Genomic DNA, 25,433 nt, shown 5'->3' with positions numbered 1-25,433 from the left:
CCTCGGACTACGTCCTGCGGGATCTCGCCGATCTCCTTTCTCCCACGGGAGTCTCGCAGCTTCCCAGCCACCCCATACGATAAAATTGAGAAACGAACCGCTTTTATCAGTATGAGTGTCTTTCACAAACCCTGAATCTATAGTGGTAAAGCGCTGTATAACAGGCTTTATCATTCCAAATGCGATTGGGGAATACATGTTGCTTCACTTTCCTGGAAGTGGTTTCGAGATACTTATGCGGCAAAGGGGCGGAGGGGAATGGCGAGACTCCTGCGGAAAGCGAGCTATTCCCCGTAGCCCCCATCCACTCAACAGAAGTCTTGAAACTGAGTCTTCAAGAAAAGAGAGCTATAGTGAAAGAAGGATATAAAAAAGCACTCAGAGTTTGGGAACTCTGAGTGCTTTGTTTTAGTAGCGGAATAAGTCTCCTGAGAGATAACGTTCCCCGGTGTCGGGAGCGATACATACGATTACTTCTCCCGGCTTTTTCTTTTTGGCGACCTGAATGGCAGCCCAGCAGGCGGCTCCACAGGAAGTGCCTAGGAGCAAGCCCTCTTCACGAGCAAGCCTGCGAGTGATTTCATAGGCATCTTCATCTGTCACTTGGAAAATCTCGTCATACACTTCCTGATTCAAGATGGAAGGAACGAAACCTGGGCTTGTCCCTACAAGCTTATGCTTCCCTGGCTTTCCACCGGAAAGTACAGGGGAACCCGCGGGTTCTGCTACATGGATGGTCAAATCCTCGTAACGCTTTTTCAGCTCTTCCCCTGTACCTGTTATGGTACCGCCTGTCCCAGCAGTAGATACGAAAGCGGATAGAGGTTTACCGAGTTCCTCCATAGCTTCTATAATTTCTGCAGCCGTTGTATGACGGTGGGCGTCTGGGTTAGCCATGTTTTCAAACTGCATAGGCATAAAGCTTCCTTCAATTTCGTTAACCAGTTCTTTCGCTTTTGCGATAGCTCCTGGCATTTTTTCATCCCCAGGTGTGAGAACGATCTCCGCCCCGTAGGCTTTCAATAAGTTAATCCGTTCTTGAGTCATCGTATCCGGCATGACAAGAATGGCTTTGTAGCCTCTTGCAGCAGCGTTCATTGCAATTCCGATGCCTGTATTTCCGCTGGTCGGTTCAATGATCGTTGCCCCTTTTTTAAGGTGTCCATCCTTCTCAGCCTGTTCCATCATATTGAAAGCAGCGCGGTCTTTGACACTTCCACTTGGATTGTATTTTTCCAGCTTCATATAAATATCGGCTCCGCCTTCAGGAGCAATACGATTCAGCTTCACTAAGGGTGTATCTCCGATGAGATCGGCTATATTGTTAACGACACGCATATTTGTCACTTCCTTATCGTTGGGAATGATAGTCCAATTTTATCATAGTAGGAGGTGTGCATTCATCTGCTTTGCTTATTACTGCATATGATCGTTCACAACTCGTTGAGCGAATTGGAAAGTATTGCTTGGTACGGCAATTTTAAAAGCCAGTTGATTGGAATTTAAATTGAAGCGGTCGACCTTCACATTAAAGTTACTTGCCGTGTCCATTTGAGTGACAGCAACATAAATATTTTCTTCATTTGGATTTACTATGACCCATTCTGGTAAGTTGTAGTTGTCTTTCACAAATTCCAATACCTTTTTATTTGGGAGAGGGAGTTTCCCTAAGGAGATTTTCTCTTGTCTTAGAATGAGGTCTCCATTTTTCTGCACTTCAGGATGCAGCTCAACATTAATCGGGATGACCTGATCGAAGGCCTTGATGTTCCCTGATAACGTAACGTTTCGATCTAAGGAGATCGAATAGTCGAAAACTGTCTGGGTTGAGAGTTCTGAGAGGTATTCATTGGCGAGCTGCTCCATATTTTCTTTTGTAGAAACGATGGTGAACTCTGCATCCGGGCTTTCTTTCTCCTGATCCACATTTACGATGGTATAAGAGCTTGGTAAGAAAACTAAAGCGACAAGCCAAATGACAATCCCCATATTAATTAAAGCCAAAAGCCAAAAGGATGTTCTCCATTTATTATTCAACAATAGTCGTTTCATCTTATACATTCCACCTGTTATTGTTCGATGTCTTCTCTAATGTATTGTAACACGCGCTCAGCCATCTTCTTATAACCTCTTTCGTTCGGATGGAAAAGGTCTTCTTCCCAAAGGAGTTCTTCTTCGTTTCCTTCAAACAGGTCCCGGATAGGGATGAAGGTGGCTTGTTCGTAATCGTCAGTTACTCGACGACTGATCTCATTCCAATCTCCCATAATTTTCCCAAGTTCAGGAATGTTCGTGAAGTATTGGTTGAAAGGGTTATAGAGCCCCACCAGGTACACCGGTGCATCTGGGTTCAATTCCTGGATCCGACTGAATATGTCGCGCATCCGGTTTTCATACCCATCTTGTTCCTCAACAAAGTCCTGATAATTCAAGTTTGTAAAGTTATTCTTCACCACTTTCATAACATCGTTCGCCCCTATGGTAATCAGAATCAAGTCCGCTTCTCGCAGGGAATTGGCAATTTCTTCGTCTTCCATCCGTTCCAGCATCTGGTCTGTCCGATTTCCACGTTTTCCGTAGTTTGTTATATTCAGGGTTTCTGTATTCGGGTTGGCATTGAATGTTTCTTCAAGAATTCCAATATATCCACCGTTTTCCGTGGAGTCTCCAACCCCTTGTGTCAAAGAGTCACCAATTGCTACGATGTCCAGGTCATCTTTAATAAAAACATCCCGGGCACTTTCAATCACACTAGTAAAGACCTCACGTAATCCTTCACTAAGTTTCCCTTCTTCTGCTTCACTTTCCTGTTCATCTTCTTCGGCTTCTCGTTGTTCTTCTTGAGCGGGGATGGTTTCCGCGGTGTTCTGTGAGTCTTTCGATTCAGTCGACGGTTCTTCTTCCGGGGTATATATAAAAGCTGCTATGATAAAAAAGGCGATCAAGAAGGAGAGTGCGACGGCTGCCATCCATCTCCATTTTTTCAAGGCTGAATCCCTCCTGAAGGGTAATCTCACTTCTATTATATGTGCTTCCCATCTAATGGGAAATGAAAAGTTTTAACCACAATTATATCATGGTCCTATACAATAGACATACGGAAAAGAGTGTAAGAAGATGAGGGTAAGAAAATAAAACCGCTAAGCAGGAGGGGAATCGATGGACACACAAATGACGATTTCCGTTCGAGACCTTGTCTCCTATGTGTACAGGACGGGGAGTATTGACGAACGTTTTCAAACGAATACAGCGCTTGTAGAAGGAACGGCCATCCATCAAGAAGTTCAGAAGAAATATAAAGAAAAGGACGAATCCGAAGTATTCCTGGAATATGAGTTTGATCAAGAAGGTGTAAACCTTAAGGTTCAAGGGCGGTGCGATGGATTATTGGACACGGAAGAAGGCCCGGTGATTGATGAAATCAAATCCACTTCAAGGGATCTTGATGAAATTGATGATACCACTTATCCCCTTTATTGGGCTCAAGCCAAAGGATATGCCTTTATCTATGCAGCACAAGAAAAGCTTCCCAATATCCAGGTGCAGTTGACGTATGTGCAGAAAAGAACAAAAGACAAAAAGCAGATCCTACGTACGTTTACATACGAGGAATTGCATCAATTCATGGAAGAAACAGTAAGAGAATACGCATCATATGCGCGGATTCTTCTTCACATACGAGAGCAAAAAGAAAAGACAGTCCCTGATTTGAACTTTCCATTTCCTAGTTATCGTGACGGTCAGCGAAAATTGGCAGGAAGTGTTTACCGCACAATGGAGGAAAAGAGAAATCTGTTTGCTCAAGCTCCGACAGGGATTGGAAAGACGATATCCACACTTTTTCCAGCTATTAAAGCCTTACAGTTGGATGGTTTGGAGAGAATTTATTATTTAACGGCAAAGACAATAACAAGAGCGACGGCAGAAGAAGCTTTACTGAAGATGGGGGAGACAGGACTGAAGCTCCGATCGGTTACATTGACAGCAAAAGATAAAATCTGTTTTCAGGAAGAAACGATATGCCAGCCGGACTACTGCGAATTTGCTGACGGTTACTATGACAGGATTAATGGGGCCATTGTCGATATTCTCCTCCACGAAACACAAATGACACGTGCGGTTATTGAATCCTATGCAAGGAAACATAAAGTTTGCCCTTTTGAATTTTCACTGGACCTTACTGATGTGTCTGATGTGATCATCGGTGACTACAATTACATCTTCGACCCTCGGGTTTCATTGAAGCGGCTGATGCCTGATCGAAAGAAAAAAACAGCGCTGCTCGTGGATGAAAGCCATAACCTTGTCGAGCGTGCTCGCGAGATGTATTCGGCCTCCATTGCCAAGCAATCCTATGAAAGCGTTGCGGCTGAATGGGAGGGGGGAGAAGATCTTTTAGTTAAAGTGGCTGAGGCGATTGGAAAAGATTTAGAGCGTTTTTATTCTCCAACGAAGGAATTCATCCAACTGGAGCAGGTGCCGGGAGAGTTGGAAGAAAACATAGAACGCTTCCTGTCAGAGGCAGAATCGCTTTTGCAAGAGAATACGGAAGGGGAAAGATCTGAACGGCTGGTGGATGTATATTTTCAGTCTCAGAGGTTTTTGAAAATACTCGAATATGTGGATGAACACTATCGTTTGTTGGGGGAGAGTACGAGAGAGGGAGATTTCGTATTGAAGCTGTTTTGTCTCGATCCATCACATGTCCTGCGTGAAACGACGAAAACGTTCAGGTCAGGAGTGTTTTTTTCAGCGACTCTTTCCCCGTTTGCTTATTATAAAGAGATGCTTGGGGGAACCAAAGACGATTATATCTTACATTTACCTTCCCCTTACGACTCTTCGCAAATTGAGGTAATGATCACTCCTTTGTCTACGAGGTATAAGAGCAGGGAGAAGACGGTTGGTGAACTGACTAAACGCCTTAATGATCAGGTCGAACTTCATGAAGGGAATCACCTTTTCTTTTTCCCCTCCTATCACTATATGGAAATGGTCTATCGTGAATTCAAGAACGTCTCTTCTGTGGATGCGGTCATGCAGGAGCGGGGAATGGATGAAGAAAGAAGAGAAGATTTTCTTGCTCAATTCGAGGAAGGTGGGAGACTCGTCGGTTTCGCTGTGCTGGGAGGAATATTCTCAGAAGGTGTAGATCTCCGTGGAGATCGTTTGAACGGTGTAGCGGTGGTAGGTATAGGGCTTGCTCCTAGAAGTTTTGAAAAGGAATTGATCAAAGATTACTTTAATCAAAAAGGAAGAAACGGTTATGATTACGCCTATGTTTATCCGGGTATGAACAAGGTGTTGCAGGCAGGTGGACGGTTGATCCGTTCAGAAGAAGATCACGGATCGATCCAACTTGTCGATGACCGCTTTCTTTCGAGGAAATATTTGCAGCTTCTTCCTGATGATTGGGGAAATTATCGAATTCTTAAATGATTTGATTTCCCAGGAAATATTGTGCCGGAAAATGAGAGGGGAGGTGGAGAAGAGTCAAATCTTCTCCATAATATCATGGCAGAAATCATGGACTTTTGAACGACTGGAACTCGATATCCCATAAATGTCATACACGGTTTGGTCAACGATAGTCTGCCAATCGTTGGTAGGGAAAGAGGGATCTTCTTTCTTCTTTTCAACGATACTCCGCGCTGTTTCAATCATTACCTGCTTTTGGAAAGGATCAGGTTCTATGTAGGGGATCTTCTTGATGTAGCCTGACGTGATCATATTGGTGCGGTTGAGGACTTTTCTTACCATGTATTTGATCAACTTACTATTTAACAGCCCGAGAAAATAGTATAAATCTCCCTCATGTTCTGGAAAAAGGTTAGCGTTCACACCGAACAAGGAACCCTCCGGAAGTAAGGCAGCTGAGAAGTCGACTCCCATGGAAGAGCAGGTAATCCCTCTTTTATAGAAATAGGCCCGGTTCCGTACCGTGAAGTTCCCCTCTCTCTCTACATAGGCCGGCCAATCCTGATGGATGTAGTATTTTGGTTCATAGTACCAAGCATCTTTTCTCCCGCCATTCTTATAAAAAGGGATCCAGTCAGGAGGAACAGGCCCCTCCTCGAATGTTCGCAAGAAAGATTGATCATCGCCGGTAGATATGCCTGTCCCCCCTTTAAGGACACTTCCCAGCGGCTCATAAGAAGCCTCGAAATGCCTCAGGATATCTTCAGGGACATTGATCGCAAAGTTATATGAGGGCATCTGCCAAAATGTTTGCTGTGATAGAAACTGGACCGTGTCCTCTGGTGGATGGTCGTAGTCCTGGACTTTTAAGCGATCGATCAACCTCATTTGTTCGGAGGCGGGTCTTTCGCTGTTTCTTTTCTTAAGCGTAATGATAGCTGTACGTACATCAGCTTTCCCTTTATGAAAAAGGCGTCTGGGAGCAAGCACGATTTCTTTAATTTCGGTTTCTTTAAGTAGGAATTCACGAAAGTTTTTGTAGTAGATGTTGGTGAGAAAGGAGTCTTGTACAATCATTGTCATCACTCCGCCTGGCTTTAGACATTGTATGCTTTTGTGAATGAAGAGGGAGTATAAGTTATGAATGCCGATTTTACCAAACTCGCGTTGAATTCTTTCTCGGTTTTCGGAAAAGTAAGGGCTTTGGCGTTTAGATTTATAGGGAGGGTTACCTATGATTGCGTCATATTGTTCATTTTGATTAACCTTTAAAAAATCTTCATAGTAAAAATGAACGTCAGGGTGTGGTGACTTTATGTTCCGGTCGATATCCAAGGCATAGAGGTTTTTTGCTGAGAATCCTTCTTCCAACAATGTATGGATGAAAATACCGTCTCCGGTGGCTGGGTCGAGAATCTTCAATCCGCTCTTTTTGGGTAGTTCTGATAGAAGCTTCTGAGTCATATATTGCACGGTTTCTTGCGGGGTCGTATATTGCCCCATCTTCCTTTGAGGAGAAAACATATACTCCCCCTCCTACTTTTTGAGTCTATACTACTACAATTATAGGAAAAAGTCACCATATAATGGGTTATTATGTACTAGTTAAAAAGAATTATAAGGAGTGGTGTGAAGATGCCATGGATAAAACCTGTCAAACAAAAAGAAATGAAAGAACTAAATGTTCAAAGTCACGCTCCCCATCCAGCCCCTTTGTTCGATCGTCTGCTTGCGAATGACGAAAAGTTGTATGAAGCTTTTCTTCCATTACAAAAAGCTATAAAAGAGACCAATATACCTGACGATTTAAGAGAAGCGGTCATCACGTTCGTATCGATGAAAAATGGGTGTAAATACTGTACGGATAGTCACTCCAAATTACTTGAAGATCTGGTAGATAAAGAGGATGTACTGGATTGGCTCAGCAATTACATGGAATCTGACATGAATGAAGAATGGAAAGTAGTGCTTATGTATGCGGAGCATTTAATTGATCAACCAGTAAAAGTGACGAAGGAAGACGTGGAACGGCTGAAAGAGCATGGTTATGATGCCCAAAAAATAGCAGCCTTGAATCAGATCGTTGCTTATACAAGTTATACGAACCAACTCTCAATGGGGTTGGGGTTATAAACCTCAAAAAGGAGTGCCGCTTATGATGGCGCTCCTTTTTTTGTTAACTTCCAAAAAACGAAGTTGACATTATGGGGTGAATTTTCGTATCTTAATAGTAGTCAAAGAGATTTTATATGTAGGGGGACACCGTAATGAAGTCATCTCGTTTCTCGGCTTACGACATTACTTTGGGAAGCTTATTCGTTGCTCTCATGGCAATCGGAGCCAATATCACCGCCTTCATGCCATTTTTACAGGTCATGGGCGTACCGCTTACCCTTCAAACATTCTTTGCCATCCTGGCAGGACTTGTTCTGGGTAGCAGATTAGGTTCATTCTCAGTTCTTGTTTACGCTCTTTTAGGGCTGGCAGGTGCACCGATTTTTGCTGGATTTTCTGGGGGGATTTCGGTTTTGGTATCCCCGACTTTTGGGTTTATTGTTTCATACGTAATCTTAGCCTTTTTTGTTGGCAAGATCGCGGAGTCTAACCGAAACCTGCCGACCTATATCACCGCAGCTCTTGTCGGCATTGTGTTGAATTATTTTATCGGTGTCAATCTTTTTTATTTCGCTCTGAACTTTTGGGTTGGAGGGGAAGGCATTGGATTCGTTGTGGCTTGGTCAAGCATGGTACCATTTTTAATTAAAGATATAGCTTTAGCTATTGTAGCCGCATATTTTGCGATACGATTAGAGAAAACATTGCTGCAGCGTACACCGCTAAGACAAGCTGCATAAGAAAAGAGATCCGCTATGAGCAGCGGATCTCTTTTTATGCGTTTTCGGAAATTTGTCTTCCATGAACGAAAGTCATAATCGCAAATAGGACGAAAGCGACAAGAAGAACGGTCCCTCCGACGATGAAGAAGATTGTGTTAAATGTATTCAAACCCGGAAGCGGCTGGGTATAATACAGCCACATACCCACGGTTAAGCCGAACACACCGAAGAAAGATGTCCATACGTGCGCGGTCGCCAGCTTAGAATCTTTGGGTATGGAGAACACTCTATAATAAACACCGAAAGCGAAAAGAGAAAGCCATCCAACAACGAGGATGTGAGCGTGAATCGCGCTCAATTGCAGTCCTCCTCCGCCGGCCATATGGGAACCCATAAATGCGCCGATCAATGCGTAAATCGCAGCTACCCGCACAAAAAAACGAGTACGGTCCATAATCGTTCACCTCCTAATTTTTTCATCACCTTTCGCCATTATATCGAATGCTCCTCATAATGAGAATGGAAAAGGTAAAAGTGTCGCTAAACGTTCACTCCCGTTTTCGGACTTTTGTGTGATTTGGATTGCTCGATCGTTTGAGCTATGATGAAAAAAGAAGCAAAGAGGAGTGATGAATGTTGGAACAACGATTGGAACAATTTTCTCAATACCTAAAAGATACAAACGTGGATGCAGCGTTTATTAATTCAACAGAGAACTTTTTTTATTTAACCGGATTTCATACCGATCCTCATGAAAGGCTTTTAGGATTGCTCGTTTTTCCTGAAGCGGATCCTATTGCTGTCCTGCCAGGGATGGAAAAAGGTCAAATCCGTGATGCTGGGTGGACGAAGGAAGTGATTGGTTATGCCGATCACGAAAACCCGTGGCAGATGATGGCGGACAGTATGAAAGAAAAGGGCATCGCGAATGTGAAGACGGTAGGGATAGAGAAACAAGTCCTTTCTTATGGACGTAGTGAATCCTTTTTCGAACTCTTTGAAGATGTGAAAGTAGAGGACATCGAAGGGCGATTGAACAACATGCGTGTCGTCAAAGACGACAACGAAGTCAGCATTATGAAAGAAGCGGCCGAGCTTGCAGATTTCGGTGTGAGTGTGGGAGTGGAAGCCCTGGAAGAGGGAATTACCGAAATGGAAGTTCTCGCTAAGATTGAATATGAACTGAAGAAAAAAGGCGTTGCGGAAATGTCCTTCTCCACAATGGTCCTGTTCGGTGAAAAATCCGGTCAACCTCATGGAAACCCTGGTGACCGCTGCTTGAAGCCGGGAGACTTTGTTTTATTTGACCTTGGCGTTGTATGGAAAGGATATACATCCGATATTACCCGCACGTTTGCTTACCGTTCGGTGAGTGAAGAACAAAAGGCGATTTACAATAAAGTAAAGGAAGCCCTGGACGCTTCGCTTGCCATCAGTAAGCCGGGAACGCGGATCGGTGATCTTGATCAAGTCGCACGTGACGTCATCACAGATGCAGGATACGGAGACAAGTTCCCACACCGCATCGGTCACGGTCTTGGAATCAACGTACACGAATTTCCTTCCATGAGCCATTTGAATGATGGCGTCTTGAAAAAGGGGATGACGTACACGATAGAGCCTGGAATCTATGACCCTGAAGTGGGCGGTGTCCGCTTGGAAGATGATGTGCTCGTTACAGAAGACGGATACGTAACATTGACGAAAACCCCGAAAGAACTGCGTATTATAGACTAAAAGGAAGGCCGCCTTATTTGGGCGGCCTTTTCTGTATCTCATAGCCTCAAGCAAGTGTTGTGTCTCCACTGTATCCTTCACATACGCCTCTGGTCTTAGTTGAAAATATATCTCTGGCTCATTACGCCACCCTTTTATTCTCGATATGATAAAGACAAGAAAACAGCAAGGAGGGAAAAAACGATGAAGAAATTTTTACTGTTCCTGGCTGGATTAGTCGCTCTTACTGTATTGCTTGTCAATTTAGGACCGATGATCCTCCTGGGTGTAAGTGTCTGGCTGTTGTACGTAGTGTTCAAACAGTTCATGAAAAGTGACTCTACGGCCGGAAAAATCGGATGGGTGGTTGTTGGATTGATCATCCTCAGTATAGCCGTCTCAAATGTCTATGCCGTCATTGGTGTCGCTGCTGCTTTTGCCCTTTACTGGATCTATAAGAATTGGACAAGCAAAAGCGGATCGGTACATTCTACCAAGTCCGACGATCCTTTTACAAACTTCGAACGTCAATGGGCAGAAATGAACAAATAAACTAAAGGAGAGATACACACTTATGGCTAATTTATTTACAAGATTGAAAGATTCCATTACCGCAGACTTACATGAGGCGTTAGATCAAAAAGAACAAAAGAATCCGATCGCGATGTTGAATCAGTATTTGCGTGAAAGTGAAAAAGAAACGGAGAAGGTTAGACAGCTTGTGGAACGGCAGTACCGATTGAAAGATGAGTTTTCCCGTGAGTTCCAAAAGGCACAGGATATGGCAGACAAGCGCAGGCGCCAGGCTGAAGTTGCCGAAAAAGCAGGGGAGTCCAACATGTATGAATTCGCCCTCAAAGAGCAGCAGGAATATGAGGCGAGAGCCGAACGCCTTCAAGCATCGAGAAGAGACAGCATCGAACAGCTGGAGGCACTTGAACGCAAATATGAAGAAATGAAACATAAATTGAAGGACATGCATTTGAAGCGGATGGAATTGATGGGGCGTGAAAATACCGCTCGTGCTCATCACCGCATGAATCGTGTGATGGAGGACACAGCGGACAAGCCTTATTCCAGATTTTCAGCAATTGACCGCTACATCGAGGATCTTGAGTACAAAGTGAACAGTGCCTATTACCATAATACGTTTGACAGCAAAATGGCCCACCTGGAAAAAGAAATGGAGAAGCGGGAGGAAGTACCCGCTAAATAGAAAACATGGTATGATAAAGGCGCAGATTTCTGCGTCTTTATCGATTCAAGAGAGGGGGATGACCTTTATGCTTAAAAAGCTTTCGACTGATACGATCAACACGATTTTAATCATTGGGGTGATCCTCCTCGTTGTAGAAATCGTCTTCTTCAACGGGGGACTTGTGTTTTCTCTCGTATTCTCCGGAGTCCTTATTTATATCGGGTGGAAAAACTATCGTCCACTATGGAGGAAAATCCTTTTCTGGATTGGATTAATCAGTTTAATCTTCACCGTATTAAGTATGATTGCTGTGAGGTTCCTCGTCATAGCACTCATTCTCATGTTCTTAAGAGATTACTTCAAATCAAGAGAAAAGCCGGAACACATCCAACCTGAGATCATTGATTACCACCAGGAAATGCCTGATCAGGAACCATTGCTAAGACAGAAGTTTTTTGGAGATGATGCTACACCGAAAACTTCTTATGAATGGAAGGATATCAACATTCATGGGGGGTTCGGAGACAGAATCGTGGATTTGAGCCAAACGGTTCTTCCTCACGATGAGGCCGTCATTTCTATACGCCAGTGGATTGGTAATCTCACCGTTTACATCCCTTATGAAGTAGAGGTAAGCATTCATCATAGTGCTCTCATTGGACGTGCTTCTATCTTCCAATATAAGAAATCGAACGTGCTCAACCAGGTTCTCTCCTATCAAACCGAAGGATACCGAAAACAAAAGCCACGCGTGAAAATTATCACGTCCATGGTGTCCGGAGAGCTTGAGGTGAAGCGCGTATGAATGTATGGCAGAGACAATTGTTGTCAGGTACGCTGACTTTTATGGGATTCACCATTCTGTTGTTGGCCATTACGTTCTATGCCTTTCCTTTCGGCTCGTGGGGGGATCTCCTGGAAAGAGAGGTTTTTGATCTTCCTTATATTTTCTTTGTTTTGTTCATTTCTTTATCTTTTGGGTTTGTAGTCGGCGTCATCCAGGGATGGTTTTGGAGGAGACAGCTATACACTATCGAACACCGTGTCTCTGAGTTGACGAAGGGGAATGAGCTTTCGGAAGAAGAGGTTGATTTGAAAGAGATGGAGCAGATCGACCTAGCTCTTAAACAACTGGAAGAAAAAATGACCAAACAAACAGAGCTTGCTCAACGAATGGTTACAGAAAGAGCTGAGGAACGTGAGAAAAGTCTGCAGGAAGTAGTAATTCAGGAAAGGAACCGGCTTGCAAGAGAGCTTCATGATTCCGTCAGTCAGCAATTATTTGCAGCTTCGATGATGATGTCTGCGATTAATGAAACCGATTCGGATGATTGGCAGGCCACGAGAAAACAAATGCAGATGGTCGAACGGATGATTCATCAGTCTCAGCTTGAAATGAGAGCGCTGCTCCTTCATTTAAGACCTGTAGCTCTCAAGGATAAGTCCTTGTCAGAAGGTGCAGAGGAACTGCTTTATGAACTCACACAAAAAGTACCAATGGAAATTGAGTGGTCTGTAGAACCTTTGAATCTTGAAAAAGGGATTGAAGATCAGCTTTTCCGGATACTCCAAGAATCGGTATCAAACACCTTAAGACATGCGAAGGCTCATTCGCTGAATGTCATGCTGATTGAAAGGGACCATAACGTCATCCTGCGTATCGTGGATGATGGCATCGGTTTTGATGTAGAAGAAGCGAAGACCAGTTCATATGGCTTGCAGAACATGCAGGAGCGGGCGTTTGAAGTTGGAGGGACATTAAAGATTGTAAGCGTAAAGGAACAGGGCACCCACTTAGAGGTGAAAGTTCCCCATCGGATTAAAGGAGGCGAAGAGGGATGATTACTGTATTATTTGCTGACGACCATGAAATGGTGCGCATCGGCGTCTCAGCCTATTTGTCGGCACAGCCGGATATCGAAGTTGTTGCGGAAGCAGACGATGGAAAGGCAGCCGTAGATCTTGCATTGGAACATCGTCCTGATATTATCTTGATGGACTTAGTCATGGATGAAATGGATGGTATCGAAGCAACAAAACGTATAACTGGAGAATGGCCGGAGGCAAAAGTCATTATCGTCACGAGTTTTCTGGATGATGAAAAAGTGTACCCGGCACTCGAAGCCGGAGCGACGAGTTATATGCTCAAAACGTCAAAAGCCGAAGAAATTGCCAAAGCCATTCGTTCTACATACGCAGGCCAGTCCATCCTAGAACCTGAAGTGACAGGTAAAATCATGACAAAAATGCGTACTCCGGATGGAGCAGAACTTCACGATCAGCTGACAGGAAGGGAGAAAGAAGTTCTTCTTCTAATGGCGGAAGGCAAGACTAACCAGGAAATCTCAGATCAATTGTTCATTGCTCTGAAAACCGTAAAAGTACACGTAAGCAATATCCTTGGGAAACTCCAAGTTTCTGACCGTACACAGGCAGTAATCTATGCCTTCAAGCATGATTTAATTCAATAAAACCTCGACCATAAAACGGTCGAGGTTTTTTGAATATATTGTTGATTCCCTCCTATGAATTAAACGCTTGTTCAACTATGGCAGGATTGTTGAATACCCAGTTCGAGACTCACCGGTGTTCGTTTGCTGAGGGTGCTGTGAAGTTACTCACTTTCCTGGGGAGTGTGGAACTTCCTCGGGCTACGTCCTGCGGGATCTTCCCGATCTCCTATCCACCACGGGAGTCTCGCAGCTTCCTAACCAACTCATAGAAAGCGAACTCGAAACGCAGTTTTTAAGAATAGAGAGCTAATATGGAGAAGTGTCTTCGGGTTTATTGGTTTAATGTGACGAGTACGATGGCGGTGATGAGGATGAGATAGAAGATGAACAACTTCCAGTACACTTGTTTCAATGCCATCCCCTTCTTTCTGTGGAACAATGGATTACCTTATATTTATGTGAAGAGAACGTTAAGAATGACAAAGTTTTGTTGTGGGAAAAGGAAGCGGCTTCTTCATCTGATACACTTTGTTTACCACCCATGCTTGTTTTTTTATCATTCGGGAATACCAAAGGAAGAGGTGATATCTGTGAAGTGGAAGAATAATCTAGCTGGTCAGCCGGTCTGGTCAGGAGAAATTTCAAATCGCGACCGAAAAGAAAAAGTCGCTCAACAAGTAAGTTGCTATGTGAAAGACGGAGATGTCATCGGCATCGGCTCAGGGTCGACATCTTTTCTTGCCCTCGAAAAGATTGCGGAAAGAGTGGAAAAGGAAAAGCTGGAGATTCTCGCTGTTCCTACTTCTAAAGAGGCAGAAATGAACTGCAGCTATTATGGACTGACCACAACTTCTCTTCTTAATCATCAACCCGATTGGGGGTTTGATGGGGCAGATGAGGTGGATGAAGCACAACGCCTCATTAAAGGAAGAGGGGGCGCTCTTTTTGCCGAGAAGCTCGTAATGGCAAGCGCTGCAAAAACGTATATTTTAGTAGACGAAAGCAAGCATGTGGAAAGGCTTGGGGAGAAGTTTGCCGTTCCATTGGAAGTGGACCCGCGAGCCATTCATCTTGTAGAAACAGCTCTTCAACATTTTGAGTGTCATGACATTCAGCTGCGTATGGCGGCAGCGAAGGACGGCCCGGTTCTGACCGAAGCTGGCAATGTGCTCATAGACGTAAGGTTTCATGTTATACACGATACGTTGGAAAAAGAGTTGAGTGCGATTCCAGGTGTCATAGAAACGGGGCTTTTCATTGGGTATTCCGTGGAAATTTTAACAGTATGACGCCCATTTTACTTATATTTATTGGTACATCGTAATACTTTTTCTATAATAGTAGTAAATCCTTATTCAAAGGGGAATCATTATGGGACTGCCAAACAGGATTGCTTACCAGGATCAACGATACCCGTATGTAGTACTTGCGCCGATCGGAAAGAAGAACAAACAAATCCGGTCGATCGGACATAAATTTGAACGGGGGTTATTATCCAGGCTTAATGACGCAATCGTGGACCAAATCAACGACAAAGCTCTTGATGTAGCGAATATTCGCCCCTACCTGGGGTTATCAGGAAGAGCTGTCCTGCCGGTTTCTTTTGAAAAAGAAGAAACGATCCACCCACATTTGTTGCGCCCAGAATTGTTTTTATGGAGGTCCTTGTCTGAAGAACATGGACTACCTTTAAAAGAAGAGTATTTATACAGTACAGATTTTACTCAACTCACCTCGGAACAACTTTATGAACATGTCGGGGAAGTACTTGAGGATTATCTGTTTTTATCACATATAAGTGAATACGACCGTAAGCACTGGATCGATAAAATATCGGCTGCTTTTCATAATCACCCGATCGTACGATTATTCCATGAAAAAAGGGAGGTCATCGATGCGGTTGAAGTCATGAATCAATCCGCTCTCATCTCGGTTCTTAATTACCCTGAGGATGTGGCATATTGGCGCCACAGAGTCAGCATCGTCATGCGTCCATTCCGAACTTTACCTGCTGATTGGCTGGAAGGCAGGGAAGGAAGCTGTTCACACCAAAAATCACTCACCTTTCTTTCAAAGGAGCGATGCATCTGCTGTTCTTGCGAAAGATGTGACTATACTCTGCTTTATTATCTGGATGAAGATCGAGTGGCTCTTGAAGAGGAGTTCGATGTGGAGCGAGCGACGAAACGAGTCATAACGATTGAGAAGCAATTCAATGAAATTGCAGATCAGAACCAGCGCCTCCTGGAACAGCTGCTTCAATTACGGGGATTGAAAAAACAATTGACTGTCGCCAGAAAAACGTTGGATGAAAGTCTGGAGGTTGTTAAACAGATTCACCGTTATCAGCGTAAAGCAGATGATATGGAATCGCATCCACTCCTCTACATGTATGATAAATTAAATCGGAGCAGGATTCCGGAACGTACGACGGAATCGGAGCTGTTGTGGCTTTCCGAGATAGAGCTCGATGACGTTCGCATGTTGAAAGAACTACGTGATTGGCAAAAGATTGTTCCGGAAAATGTTTACCCGATGACAAGCCATGTATTGGAAGAGTTAAAAAATAAGTTGAGTGAGGTTCGGTATGAAGAGAATGATGTGATCATTACTGTCAAAGGAAGATCGCTGACGTATGCAGAAACTCAACAAGTGCTTGACTTGATCTATTATTACGGAACAGATTACCCGGCTCATACCTTGGTACAAGTGCTTGCTGGAAAGGCGACTAATAAGCTTAGACAGCTCCGCCTGCATGAAACACGTTGGTTTGGTATTCTTTCAAGTTGGCCTGAAAAACATATTCAAAAACTTTTCAACCAGCTTGAAAAACAAGGATGGCTGATGAAACAGCAAAAAGGCTATTCTATTAGCGACTATGCAGAAGAAGTCATGTAATTGACTATTGGAAGTGAACCTTTTAGCGGGGGATGTCAAAAGAATACACCCGGGCATAACACAAATAAAAGGTGACAAAAGCTTATGCAACTTCCTCTCGATTTCACACATACAATCATAAAGACCTGCTGAAGGGCAGGTCTTATTTCTTTTCAGGTATCATGGAAAGCGGTTACTTATGCTATAATGCCATTACATACATCAAAGGAAATAGGTTACTAAATAAAACCATATTCTGTTTTGGAACATTTCATACCTTTTTTATTAATCCTGTTTAAATATGGAGTATTACATAAAGAGTAAAGGACAAACATTCGTAACCATCCACAATGAAGCAAGGATGGAAACCTGTTTTGGAGAGGAGTTTTTTTTCATGAAATCGATTTTTCATCGCGCGCTAGGTGAGCAATTCCATAATCTTCAGCCGGAGCTTCAAAAGAAGTACGGATTGACGAGCAAACAAAATCTAATGATTCTTGGACAAGGAAGAATGACTGAAATCAGAGGAACCCATCCATTGCTGCGCCCTTTCCTTCAAGTGGGAACAAAAGATCATCTTGTGTTCGCAGAACGAGGAAAGGACGTGCCGTTCACTCTTGAGAATTATATCTATGAAGATGAAAGAGGACGTGAGACGATCAGTTGGATTCGGAGGTTCTTCTTTCCCTACTCTATTCGAGGTTTTGATGCAGCGATGCGATTTGATGAAGAGAAAGGTTGTATCGTTGATGATCTTGGAAAGACAGGCCTCCTACAAACCGAGCTGGATCTCCATGTCACAGCGGAAGGCGGACTCTATATGGAGTCAAAAGCAATGAATGTAGATGGACTATTGTCCATGACGAATCCGACAACCAGCGTGTACGAACATTATGATGAAGAGGAAGGTGCTTTTCGGGTTCATGTCCATGCAGAGCACCCACTCTTAGGAACGCTTCTTATGTATGAAGGAACAGTTCATACGGAATTTTTACCGATGACTTTTAACAACATTCCTGAACGCGGCGTTTTGGACTGAAGGAGGGACATCAGTGACTAACCATAAAAAAGATGGCAACGAGAACATCCATACTGATTTCTCAAGCAGGATGACCTACGGGGAATATTTGAACTTGAATGAGCTGCTATCTGCGCAAAATCGTCTATCCTCACATCATGATGAAATGCTCTTTATTATCATTCATCAAGTCAGTGAACTGTGGATGAAATTAACTTTACACGAACTTCACGCAGCGATAGAAGCCATCAGAGAAAATCAAATGCAGTCGGCATTTAAGATGCTGGCACGCGTTTCAAGCATACAGAAACAAATCATTCAAGCGTGGGATGTGCTATCAACATTGACCCCGTCCGAATATATGGAATTCCGTGATCAGCTTGGACAGGCTTCCGGCTTCCAATCCTATCAGTATAGGATGATTGAATTTGCACTGGGGTATAAAACGCCTCACGTGTTGAAGATCTACGAAAAAGACCCTGAGCTGCACCAGCGGCTTGAAACGGCTTATCGTGCACCAAGCCTTTACGATGCTGCTATTGAGAAGCTATCCGATTCAGGTTTTCATATATCTGAAAACCTGTTGGACCGGGATTACACACAACTGTATGAAAAAGACTCCAGCGTAGAAGCTGCCTGGACGAATGTCTATAAAAATGTGGAACAGTATTGGGACCTGTACCAATTAGGGGAGAAGCTTGTGGACATCGAGGACAGTCTCCAACAATGGCGTTTCCGTCATATGAAAACAGTCGAACGAATCATAGGACATAAAAAAGGCACAGGTGGCTCCTCGGGCGTCGGCTACTTAAAAAAAGTACTCGACCACCGCTTCTTTCCAGAGCTATGGGACGTCCGCACCAACATTTAGAACTTTCCTTATGGGAAAGTTCTTTTTTTATTCCGCTATATTATCCTCCGCAGCCCCAACCCACTACACAAACGTCTCGAAACTGAACCTTCAAGAATAAGGAGTGTTTACGAAAAAAGGGTTTGTTGAATTAATTTAATTTACTGAATATATCGAAGTTATTAAGTCATTGTTACATTTGTGTTACAATAGATAGTGTGACTATGAGATAAAGAGGGAAAAGCATGAGACAACCGATTATATATACCATTTTGTTTGTTTTGTTGACGGCGTCCGGCTGTTCTTTCATTGCAAATGCTAATGAAGAGTCGGGGAAGAAAAAGGGTAAGCAGGCGGCAATGTATGACGTAAGTATAGAAACAGAGATTAATGAATTTGAAGAGTATCATATGACCGCTCATTATCCACAAACACCGAATAACCAAATTGACCAGACTATTATAGATTATGTGAATCAGCAGAAAGCTTTGTTTAAACAAGAAAGTTATAAGAGTAAACAAAAAAATAATGGAGATCAGGCGCACGAGCTGCACATTGATTTTGAAGTCATCCATCAAAACCAACGTTTTTTTGTTGTGAGGTTTATCGAAACGATTGATCTTGGTAGGGGTGGAGTCATTACCAATCAAACCATTATGAATTTCGATAAGAAAAATGGCAAAGCTTTGTCGATGGAAGAATTATTCAAGGAAGACATCTATTATGTCGATCGTCTTCACGATTGGACGAAAGAAAAAATGATTGATGCAGGTGAAGAAAACTCGAAGCTTATAGATAAGCTTGAGGCTAAACCTGAATTTTACGAAGACATCGCTTTGACGGGTGAAGGGGTCCTTGTATTTATAGACGATCCAGCTAATGAGGAACCGGTCCGTGTGATAATCGAGAAAAGCAAAGTATCTAAGCTTCTTCGTTCAGAATATAAAGGAGCCTTCCAAGAGACTCCTGAAGCAATGACTAATCTAACTTCAGAGGATCAGGGAAGTGACAATAAATATCAGGACTTTACTTTAGATGACCATTTACATGAGGAGGGGAAAGAAGTGGCTTTAACCTTCGATGATGGTCCTCATCCTGAAGTCACCAGGCAAATCCTTGACGTACTGGACCAGTATGAAGCGAAGGCCTCTTTCTTCATGATTGGCAAGCGCGTAGGTTACTATCCTGAGGTGGTTCGGGAAGTGAGTGAGCGCGGGCATGAAATTGGTAATCATACATGGAATCACCCTCGCTTGGGTCGCATGTCAGACGAACAGATCAATCAGCAGATCTCATCGACTCAAACGATTCTGGAACAAGTGACCGGACAAAAGGTGGACCTGCTGCGATTGCCTTTTGGAAACCTGCCTTCTGCCAACTATCAAGAAGAAGGTCATGTTGTTCCCTGGACCATTTATTCTGAGAAGTGGGAAGATCTCCCGCCGGAAGCAGTAGCAGAGGATATTCTTTCAAAAGTAGAAGGAGATTCCATTATTCTGCTTCATGACCTTCAACTTTCTACAGTGGAAACCGTAGAGCTTTTATTGGAGAACCTGTATGCTAAAGGGTATAAAGTCGTTCCTGTCAGTCATTTGAGTGATCATTAAAAAAACCCGTTCCGTTTTGAATTCAAAACGGAACGGGTTTTTTATTTGATTTGTACAAGGGGAAAGTACCTGGTGGGATATTAGATTAATTGATCTTCCACCCATTTGCCCCAACGGTCAAATTCTACGAGAAATCCATCATGACCATAGTCAGTGGGGATGTGATGATGCTTTCCTTTTTTACAGAAGGTAGAGAATGGTTGAATCAGGGCTTCTGGGTAAAGGAGGTCGTGTTCGAAACTGAAGGTGTGGACCTCTGCTTTGTATTGCTTCGCTGCTTGTGCCCAACCATTTCTCCCTCGCCCAATGTCATGATTGTTCATCGCCTCAAGAAGGTAAAGGTAGCTGTTGGCATCAAAGCGCTCTTTGATCTTATCCCCTTGGTAGTCCAAATAGGATTGAATTTCATACGACGTATCAGTGTTATAGGACCGGTCGAACCTTTTTTCAAATAATGTACTGCTTCGGTACGTGACCATTCCGGTCATACGGGCAATTTCGAATCCTCTGAGGTCCTCATTTGAATGATAGTCCCCGTTTAGGAAATGAGGGTCACTCTTTATGGCTCTGGCACCGATATGGTTAAATGCGATGCCATAATCACTTAAATAAGGGGTAGCGGCGAGAATGAATAGTTTTTTCATGAAATCAGGGTAAAGAAGTCCCCATTCATACGTCTGCATACCGCCAAGTGATCCACCTGCAATCGCATGGACATGAGTGATGCCTAACTGTTGTAAAGCCTCATATTGAGCATGCACCATATCCCGAATCGTGACTTTTGGAAAGGTTTGCCGGTATGGTTTGCCTGTGTCCGGGTTAATGCTTGCGGGTCCTGTTGATCCGTGACATCCACCTAGAACATTGAAGGTGATCACTTGATAGCGATTGGTATCAATTGGACAATCTTCCCCAATTAAACCGGCCCACCAGCCACGTTCATCCCTTGAACCGACGGCGAGCTGGTTGCCCGTTAATGCGTGGCATACGAGAATAACGGGGGCATTCGTCGGCCCGTATCTTTCGTAAGCAAGTTCGACATCTGATAGCACTTCACCAGACTCAAAGGTGAAAGTGCCGATCGAGATCGATTGATTGGTTCGTGGGTGGCTGGCGGGGTTTCTTAATGACATGCTTTTCATTCTCCTTTCTTTCACTAGACCGATACGAGGGAAGTGGAAAAATCTTTCCCTGACCGGATATTCACGACAGCGTCATAAAGGCTTACCCCGGAAATGATGGCTGCATCTTCGTGAGTGATTGGTTTCCTTGACCAGAGTAATGTTGGCTTTATTTCTTTTGCTATGTTCAAGACATCTTCATCGGCTTCTTCAACATAGACGATATCCCAGTTGACATTCGTTTCTTTACGCAGATCCTCAAGATGAGAGAAGGTAAGAACTTCAAACCCTAACCTTTCCAACTTGTTTTGCTCCATAAGAAGAGTACTTGTGCCTACGATCCCGATCACTCTTTTCCTCAATTCCCCGTTCGAACGGTCCAGGGATGATGATAAAACAGGCTCTGCCACATGTTTGCTCTTACCATAGGATTTCTTATATCCAGTGGCGTGGAAGATGGCATTGTCCAGATCCTGGATTAAATCTTTCACAGACTCTAAGCCAACAGACAAGCGGACTAGTTCTTCTGTTACACCCGATTTACTCAAGTTTTCGTCGCTTAATTGCTGGTGGGTCGTAGAAGCTGGATGGATGATTAAAGATTTGGCATCCCCGACATTGGCTACATGCGACCAGATGGTACTTTGATCAATTAGTTTACGACCTGCATCACGCCCGCCTTTAATTCCAAAGACAACAATGGATCCATGCCCGTAGTGAAAATATTTTTGGGCTAAAGAATAAGTAGGGTGGTCTTTCAACCCTGGATAATTCACCCATTCAACACCATCGTGGTCCACTAAGTATTCGGCGATTTCCAAAGCTTGATCCGCGTGTGTTTTCACTCGCAAGTGTAAAGTTTCCAGACCTTGCAAAAGTAAGAATGCGTTTTGTGGGCTAAGACAGGCCCCAATATCTCGAAGCAGCTGGACGCGTAGTTTTATGGCAAAAGCAGCAGGGCCGGCATCCAACCCGAATCGAATCCCGTTATAGCTTTCATCCGGTTCAGTGAACCCTGGGAATTTCTCATGATTCCAGTCAAAACGTCCACTATCAACCACCACACCTCCAATGGCCGTTCCATGTCCGCCAATCCATTTCGTGGCAGAGTGCACAACGATGTCTGCTCCCCAATCGATTGGTCTGCACACATAAGGAGTAGCGAATGTGTTATCGATGATGAAAGGGATGTGGTGATCATGCGCGACGTCTGCGATCGCTTCAATATCCAGTACATTCAAACTAGGGTTCCCAATGGTCTCGGCAAAAATCGCTTTTGTATGAGGAGTAATCGCCTTGGCGAACGATTCAGGATCATCTCCTTCTACAAAGTGGACATTGATTCCATAACGAGGGAGGGTGTGGACAAATAAATTGTACGTTCCTCCATAAAGGTTCGTGGAAGTCACAATGTCATCTCCAGCTTTAGCGACATTCAGAATAGCCATCGTAATCGCGGACATGCCTGATGCTGTCGCCACCGCTGCGGCACCGTCCTCCAGAAGAGCGATGCGCTGTTCGAATACATCCACGGTTGGGTTACCGATTCGTGAATAAATGTTGCCGGGCTCGGCAAGTGCAAAAAGATTTTGAGCATGTTCCGTATCATTAAAAACATACGATGTCGTCTGATAAATCGGTACAGCACGTGAACCTGTAGCGGGGTCAGGTTCCTGACCACCGTGAAGCAAATTCGTTTCAGGACCAAACGTGTGGAATGGTAAACTCATGGGAAAATTCCTCCTCTATTTTTTTCCTAGGGCATTCACTTTGTTGAAGAGTGAAAAAGAAAAGCCCTCTTCTTTAAGTAAGAAGAGGGCTTTATGTATCTCATACCTCCCCTTATCTTTCAGATCATGTGATCTGTAGGATGTAGCACCTTTTCAAGGGTTTGCCTTGAAGGTTGCCGGGCGTCGTAGGGCCTAGTCCCTCTGCCGCTCTCGATAAGAGTTGTTTTTATTCAATTTTTCTGACTTGTTTGAAATTATAAAGGCGTCTTTTCTTATTGTCAAACAATTTTGATACGTTTGAACCCTCCCAGCTGTGGGAATGGATAATTAAGTCTATGAGATAGGAGTGAAGTTCATGAAACAATATAGTGTTGTACCTAATAAAGATGTAACTGGCTGGTTTGTAAAAATCGAAGATGTCGCTCCAACAGACCTTTATGATGAGCGTGATACTGCGGTTGCCAAAGCAGAGGAAATCGCAAAAGAAAACAAACCGAGCAAACTTCAAATCTTGGATCAAAACCATGAAGTTGAAGAAGAGCGCACTTACTAATTAAAACTCCCCACCGCGGGAGTTTTTTTATATGCAATTATCTATGATCAGTTGTTAAAGTATATGACAGGATTGTTGAAGACTTAGTTTCGAGACGTTTGTTGAGTGGATGGGGGCTGCGGGGAATAACCCGCTTTCCGCGGGAGGCTCACCGCCCGCCCCATGGAAAGCGGACCTTTTCCCGGAGCCCCTGGAATCCCACGAACATCTCGAAACTGAGTCTTCAACTAAAGGGAGCTTATCTATCACAAGCCACTCTAGAGTTTTTGTGGTGGTCCAGTTATGATGGAGGTAAACGTTACGTGAAGGTGTGTGCAATCATGAAACATCATTATGATGTCATTATCGTCGGTGCACGTGTAGCCGGCGCAAGTTTAGCTATTTTACTAGGAGAGATGGGGAAGAAAGTCCTCCTTGTCGATAAAGCCAGTTTTCCAAGTGATACACTGTCTACTCATTTTATGTCCCACACAGGGTTTTTAGAAAAATTGGGCGTGCTTAAGCAACTGGAGGAGTCGGGGTTGAGAAAAGTAACAAGGATGCGGACACATATTGGTAGCAGCTTCGTAGAAGGACCGCGAACATCCTATACTATCATTCCAAGAAGAGACAAGCTCGACTCCATGTTGATTGAACGAGCGCTTACTTTCCCCTCCGTCCAATTTAAACCTGAAACGGCAGCACGAGAGTTGATATGGGAAGAAGGGAAGGTCGTCGGCCTCAGTCTAATAGAAAAAGGGGCATCGCAGAATGTCTATGCTGATTTAATCGTTGGCGCGGATGGGAAAAACTCAAACATCGCCCACTGGGCCGGTTCAGAAAAGTATGAAGAAACGAAACCATTGCGCCCGGTCATCTACGGTTACTTTGAGGGGGTAGACCCCTTATCAGAACCTGCTACAGAGATTTTCCTTCATGAAGGCCGTATCGGTTTTGTTTTCCCGATGGAGCCCAACCGGGACTGCCTGGGCATCGAAATCCATCCAGAAGAATTCAAAACGATGATGAAAAATCCGGAAGATTCGTTTAAACAAACGTTTGATCAAATGTATAGAATGAGAGAAAGAATGAAAGGTGCCAAGCTTCAAGGAAAGATGATAGGAACACCAGGCATGCCGAATTTCTTCCGAACGGCCTATGGAGATGGCTGGGCATTAATCGGGGACGCTGGTCACAGCAAAGACCCGAGTACAGGGTTGGGGATCAATGATGCCTTTATGCAGTCATTTTTACTCGCCGATGCCTGCTTGAAAATGGATGAGGGAGTCCCGAGAGATGAGGCAATGAAAGAGTTTGCGCGGAAAAGGGACGAGCAGCTTCTCCCTGGTTTTCAAATGACTCTTCATTACGTCGAGTCCCTAAGAAAGTGGTCAGATAATGAAGTGGCACTGTTTCAATCGATGGCAGCAAATCCAATGGTATGGAACAAACTTGTTCCGAATTTATCCCGTCATTTAGAAAAAGATGCGGCTGATTTTCCTCTTCTTCATACAGCGATGCAAATGGAAGCAGAACAGTTCGGATTTAAAAAGGAATCTTAGGGAGAAAAGTCGAATGTAGGTAATGAGGTGATCAAGGTGGAATGGACGAAAGAAACCGCATTTACTAAATTGCAGGAAATCTATAATGATAAAGTCATGCAGGATGAAAAACGAAGAGTCTTCCAACAAGTGTACAATCATTTACAACAGCATCTCGATGATCTTGCGGTCCAATCTGGGCTGAAGGAAAAAGCGCAGGAACAGCTGAAATTCTTCAAGGAATATACGTTCATGCCAGGAGACAACTTGTTTCAGTCCATGCGTTACGTGTTCTTAATTGCCCGGGGTGAAAAAGAAAGAGACCCTGAAGAAACCAGACAGCATTTGAACCGCATCTATCGTTCGCTTTATCAGCCGGCAGGGCTTAAAAACCCTTATATTCCTGATTCCTTTTGGGAAACTCCGCTTGGTGTAGCATGCTTAGTAGCAGAAGAAGGCGTAGAAGCTGTCTATCCAATTCTCGATGAAGTACTGGAAGCAGAGCGTGTATAATAAAAAAGCTCAGGCTATGCCT

The 25,433-nt window shown here is 43.8% G+C and carries 24 protein-coding genes and 1 riboswitch; of the genes, 17 read left to right on the top strand and 7 right to left on the bottom strand.

The features are described 5' to 3' along the window. Positions 1-408: 408 nt before the first annotated feature. The 3 genes from cysK to VKA52_RS11905 all read right to left on the bottom strand — a co-directional run bounded on the left by cysK (position 409) and on the right by VKA52_RS11905 (position 2,987). Positions 409-1,338, bottom strand: coding sequence for a cysteine synthase A (gene cysK, locus VKA52_RS11915; protein WP_160910752.1), 930 nt, complete (start codon positions 1,336-1,338; stop codon positions 409-411). 78 nt (positions 1,339-1,416) lie between these two features. Beyond that, positions 1,417-2,052 (bottom strand): YpmS family protein, encoded by a 636-nt coding sequence (locus VKA52_RS11910; protein ID WP_160910753.1) that lies wholly within the window; start codon positions 2,050-2,052, stop codon positions 1,417-1,419. A 17-nt stretch (positions 2,053-2,069) separates the two neighbouring features. Further along, positions 2,070-2,987: an SGNH/GDSL hydrolase family protein gene (locus VKA52_RS11905; protein WP_160910754.1), complete on the bottom strand. Its 918-nt coding sequence runs from the start codon at positions 2,985-2,987 to the stop codon at positions 2,070-2,072. 172 nt (positions 2,988-3,159) lie between these two features. On the opposite strand from VKA52_RS11905, the gene VKA52_RS11900 reads away from it, so the two are divergent. Further along, the gene (locus tag VKA52_RS11900; RefSeq protein ID WP_326315800.1) at positions 3,160-5,439 is read left to right on the top strand and encodes an ATP-dependent DNA helicase; all 2,280 of its coding nucleotides are present in this window, start codon (positions 3,160-3,162) and stop codon (positions 5,437-5,439) included. A 54-nt stretch (positions 5,440-5,493) separates the two neighbouring features. Here VKA52_RS11900 and VKA52_RS11895 read toward each other — a convergent pair whose 3' ends face one another. Further along, positions 5,494-6,942, bottom strand: coding sequence for an Eco57I restriction-modification methylase domain-containing protein (locus VKA52_RS11895; protein ID WP_326315799.1), 1,449 nt, complete (start codon positions 6,940-6,942; stop codon positions 5,494-5,496). A gap of 111 nt (positions 6,943-7,053) precedes the next feature. Here VKA52_RS11895 and VKA52_RS11890 point away from each other — a divergent pair, with 111 nt between their 5' ends. Both VKA52_RS11890 and VKA52_RS11885 read left to right on the top strand, forming a co-directional pair. After that, positions 7,054-7,551: a carboxymuconolactone decarboxylase family protein gene (locus VKA52_RS11890; RefSeq protein ID WP_326315798.1), complete on the top strand. Its 498-nt coding sequence runs from the start codon at positions 7,054-7,056 to the stop codon at positions 7,549-7,551. A gap of 134 nt (positions 7,552-7,685) precedes the next feature. Beyond that, positions 7,686-8,273 carry a biotin transporter BioY gene (locus VKA52_RS11885; protein ID WP_326315797.1) on the top strand — a complete coding sequence of 196 codons (588 nt, stop codon included), beginning with the start codon at positions 7,686-7,688 and terminating at the stop codon, positions 8,271-8,273. Between the two features lie 34 nt (positions 8,274-8,307). Here VKA52_RS11885 and VKA52_RS11880 read toward each other — a convergent pair whose 3' ends face one another. Continuing rightward, a complete protein-coding gene (locus VKA52_RS11880; protein WP_326315796.1) occupies positions 8,308-8,709 on the bottom strand; it encodes a hypothetical protein in 402 nt (133 codons plus the stop codon). A 182-nt stretch (positions 8,710-8,891) separates the two neighbouring features. Between VKA52_RS11880 and VKA52_RS11875 the strand changes: the two genes are divergently transcribed. The 11 genes from VKA52_RS11875 to VKA52_RS11825 all read left to right on the top strand — a co-directional run bounded on the left by VKA52_RS11875 (position 8,892) and on the right by VKA52_RS11825 (position 19,974). Further along, entirely contained in the window at positions 8,892-9,992 is a 1,101-nt protein-coding gene (locus VKA52_RS11875; protein WP_326315795.1) for a M24 family metallopeptidase, read from the top strand. Positions 9,993-10,175: 183 nt separating this feature from the next. Beyond that, on the top strand, positions 10,176-10,523 hold the full coding sequence (locus VKA52_RS11870; RefSeq protein ID WP_160910761.1) for a lmo0954 family membrane protein: 348 nt from the start codon (positions 10,176-10,178) through the stop codon (positions 10,521-10,523). Positions 10,524-10,545: 22 nt separating this feature from the next. Continuing rightward, entirely contained in the window at positions 10,546-11,187 is a 642-nt protein-coding gene (locus VKA52_RS11865; RefSeq protein WP_326315794.1) for a PspA/IM30 family protein, read from the top strand. Positions 11,188-11,254: 67 nt separating this feature from the next. Beyond that, positions 11,255-11,974, top strand: coding sequence for a cell wall-active antibiotics response protein LiaF (gene liaF / locus VKA52_RS11860; protein WP_160910763.1), 720 nt, complete (start codon positions 11,255-11,257; stop codon positions 11,972-11,974). Next, positions 11,971-13,011, top strand: a complete 1,041-nt coding sequence (locus VKA52_RS11855) for a sensor histidine kinase (protein ID WP_326315793.1) — start codon at positions 11,971-11,973, stop codon at positions 13,009-13,011. Before liaF ends, VKA52_RS11855 begins: the two co-directional genes overlap by 4 nt. Further along, on the top strand, positions 13,008-13,640 hold the full coding sequence (locus tag VKA52_RS11850; protein ID WP_160910765.1) for a response regulator transcription factor: 633 nt from the start codon (positions 13,008-13,010) through the stop codon (positions 13,638-13,640). Before VKA52_RS11855 ends, VKA52_RS11850 begins: the two co-directional genes overlap by 4 nt. A gap of 572 nt (positions 13,641-14,212) precedes the next feature. Then, the gene (gene rpiA / locus VKA52_RS11845; RefSeq protein ID WP_326315792.1) at positions 14,213-14,911 is read left to right on the top strand and encodes a ribose 5-phosphate isomerase A; all 699 of its coding nucleotides are present in this window, start codon (positions 14,213-14,215) and stop codon (positions 14,909-14,911) included. Between the two features lie 82 nt (positions 14,912-14,993). Further along, positions 14,994-16,520: an RQC-minor-2 family DNA-binding protein gene (locus tag VKA52_RS11840; protein WP_326315791.1), complete on the top strand. Its 1,527-nt coding sequence runs from the start codon at positions 14,994-14,996 to the stop codon at positions 16,518-16,520. A 373-nt stretch (positions 16,521-16,893) separates the two neighbouring features. Further along, the gene (locus VKA52_RS11835; protein ID WP_326315790.1) at positions 16,894-17,538 is read left to right on the top strand and encodes a DUF4166 domain-containing protein; all 645 of its coding nucleotides are present in this window, start codon (positions 16,894-16,896) and stop codon (positions 17,536-17,538) included. A 13-nt stretch (positions 17,539-17,551) separates the two neighbouring features. Continuing rightward, positions 17,552-18,388 (top strand): tryptophan 2,3-dioxygenase, encoded by an 837-nt coding sequence (gene kynA, locus VKA52_RS11830; RefSeq protein ID WP_326315789.1) that lies wholly within the window; start codon positions 17,552-17,554, stop codon positions 18,386-18,388. A 224-nt stretch (positions 18,389-18,612) separates the two neighbouring features. Further along, a complete protein-coding gene (locus VKA52_RS11825; protein ID WP_326315788.1) occupies positions 18,613-19,974 on the top strand; it encodes a polysaccharide deacetylase family protein in 1,362 nt (453 codons plus the stop codon). Positions 19,975-20,054: 80 nt separating this feature from the next. On the opposite strand, the gene metX is transcribed toward VKA52_RS11825, so the two are convergent. Then, a complete protein-coding gene (gene metX / locus VKA52_RS11820) occupies positions 20,055-21,107 on the bottom strand; it encodes a homoserine O-acetyltransferase MetX (RefSeq protein ID WP_326315787.1) in 1,053 nt (350 codons plus the stop codon). 23 nt (positions 21,108-21,130) lie between these two features. Next, positions 21,131-22,825, bottom strand: coding sequence for an O-acetylhomoserine aminocarboxypropyltransferase/cysteine synthase family protein (locus VKA52_RS11815; protein WP_326315786.1), 1,695 nt, complete (start codon positions 22,823-22,825; stop codon positions 21,131-21,133). A gap of 109 nt (positions 22,826-22,934) precedes the next feature. After that, a riboswitch (SAM riboswitch) is annotated at positions 22,935-23,045 on the bottom strand. Between the two features lie 135 nt (positions 23,046-23,180). Between VKA52_RS11815 and VKA52_RS11810 the strand changes: the two genes are divergently transcribed. From VKA52_RS11810 to VKA52_RS11800, 3 genes are all read left to right on the top strand, one after another. Then, positions 23,181-23,378 carry a DUF2188 domain-containing protein gene (locus VKA52_RS11810; RefSeq protein WP_089653746.1) on the top strand — a complete coding sequence of 66 codons (198 nt, stop codon included), beginning with the start codon at positions 23,181-23,183 and terminating at the stop codon, positions 23,376-23,378. A gap of 320 nt (positions 23,379-23,698) precedes the next feature. Continuing rightward, positions 23,699-24,919: an NAD(P)/FAD-dependent oxidoreductase gene (locus VKA52_RS11805; protein ID WP_160910772.1), complete on the top strand. Its 1,221-nt coding sequence runs from the start codon at positions 23,699-23,701 to the stop codon at positions 24,917-24,919. Between the two features lie 36 nt (positions 24,920-24,955). Continuing rightward, positions 24,956-25,411, top strand: coding sequence for a hypothetical protein (locus tag VKA52_RS11800; protein ID WP_160910773.1), 456 nt, complete (start codon positions 24,956-24,958; stop codon positions 25,409-25,411). The last annotated feature ends 22 nt before the right edge of the window (positions 25,412-25,433 follow it).

Source organism: Halobacillus sp. HZG1, from assembly GCF_035818575.1.
Taxonomy (GTDB): Bacteria; Bacillota; Bacilli; order Bacillales; family Halobacillaceae; genus Halobacillus; species Halobacillus litoralis.
Note: the sequence above shows the minus strand (reverse complement) of the source record. Positions and strands in the feature narration are given on the sequence as shown.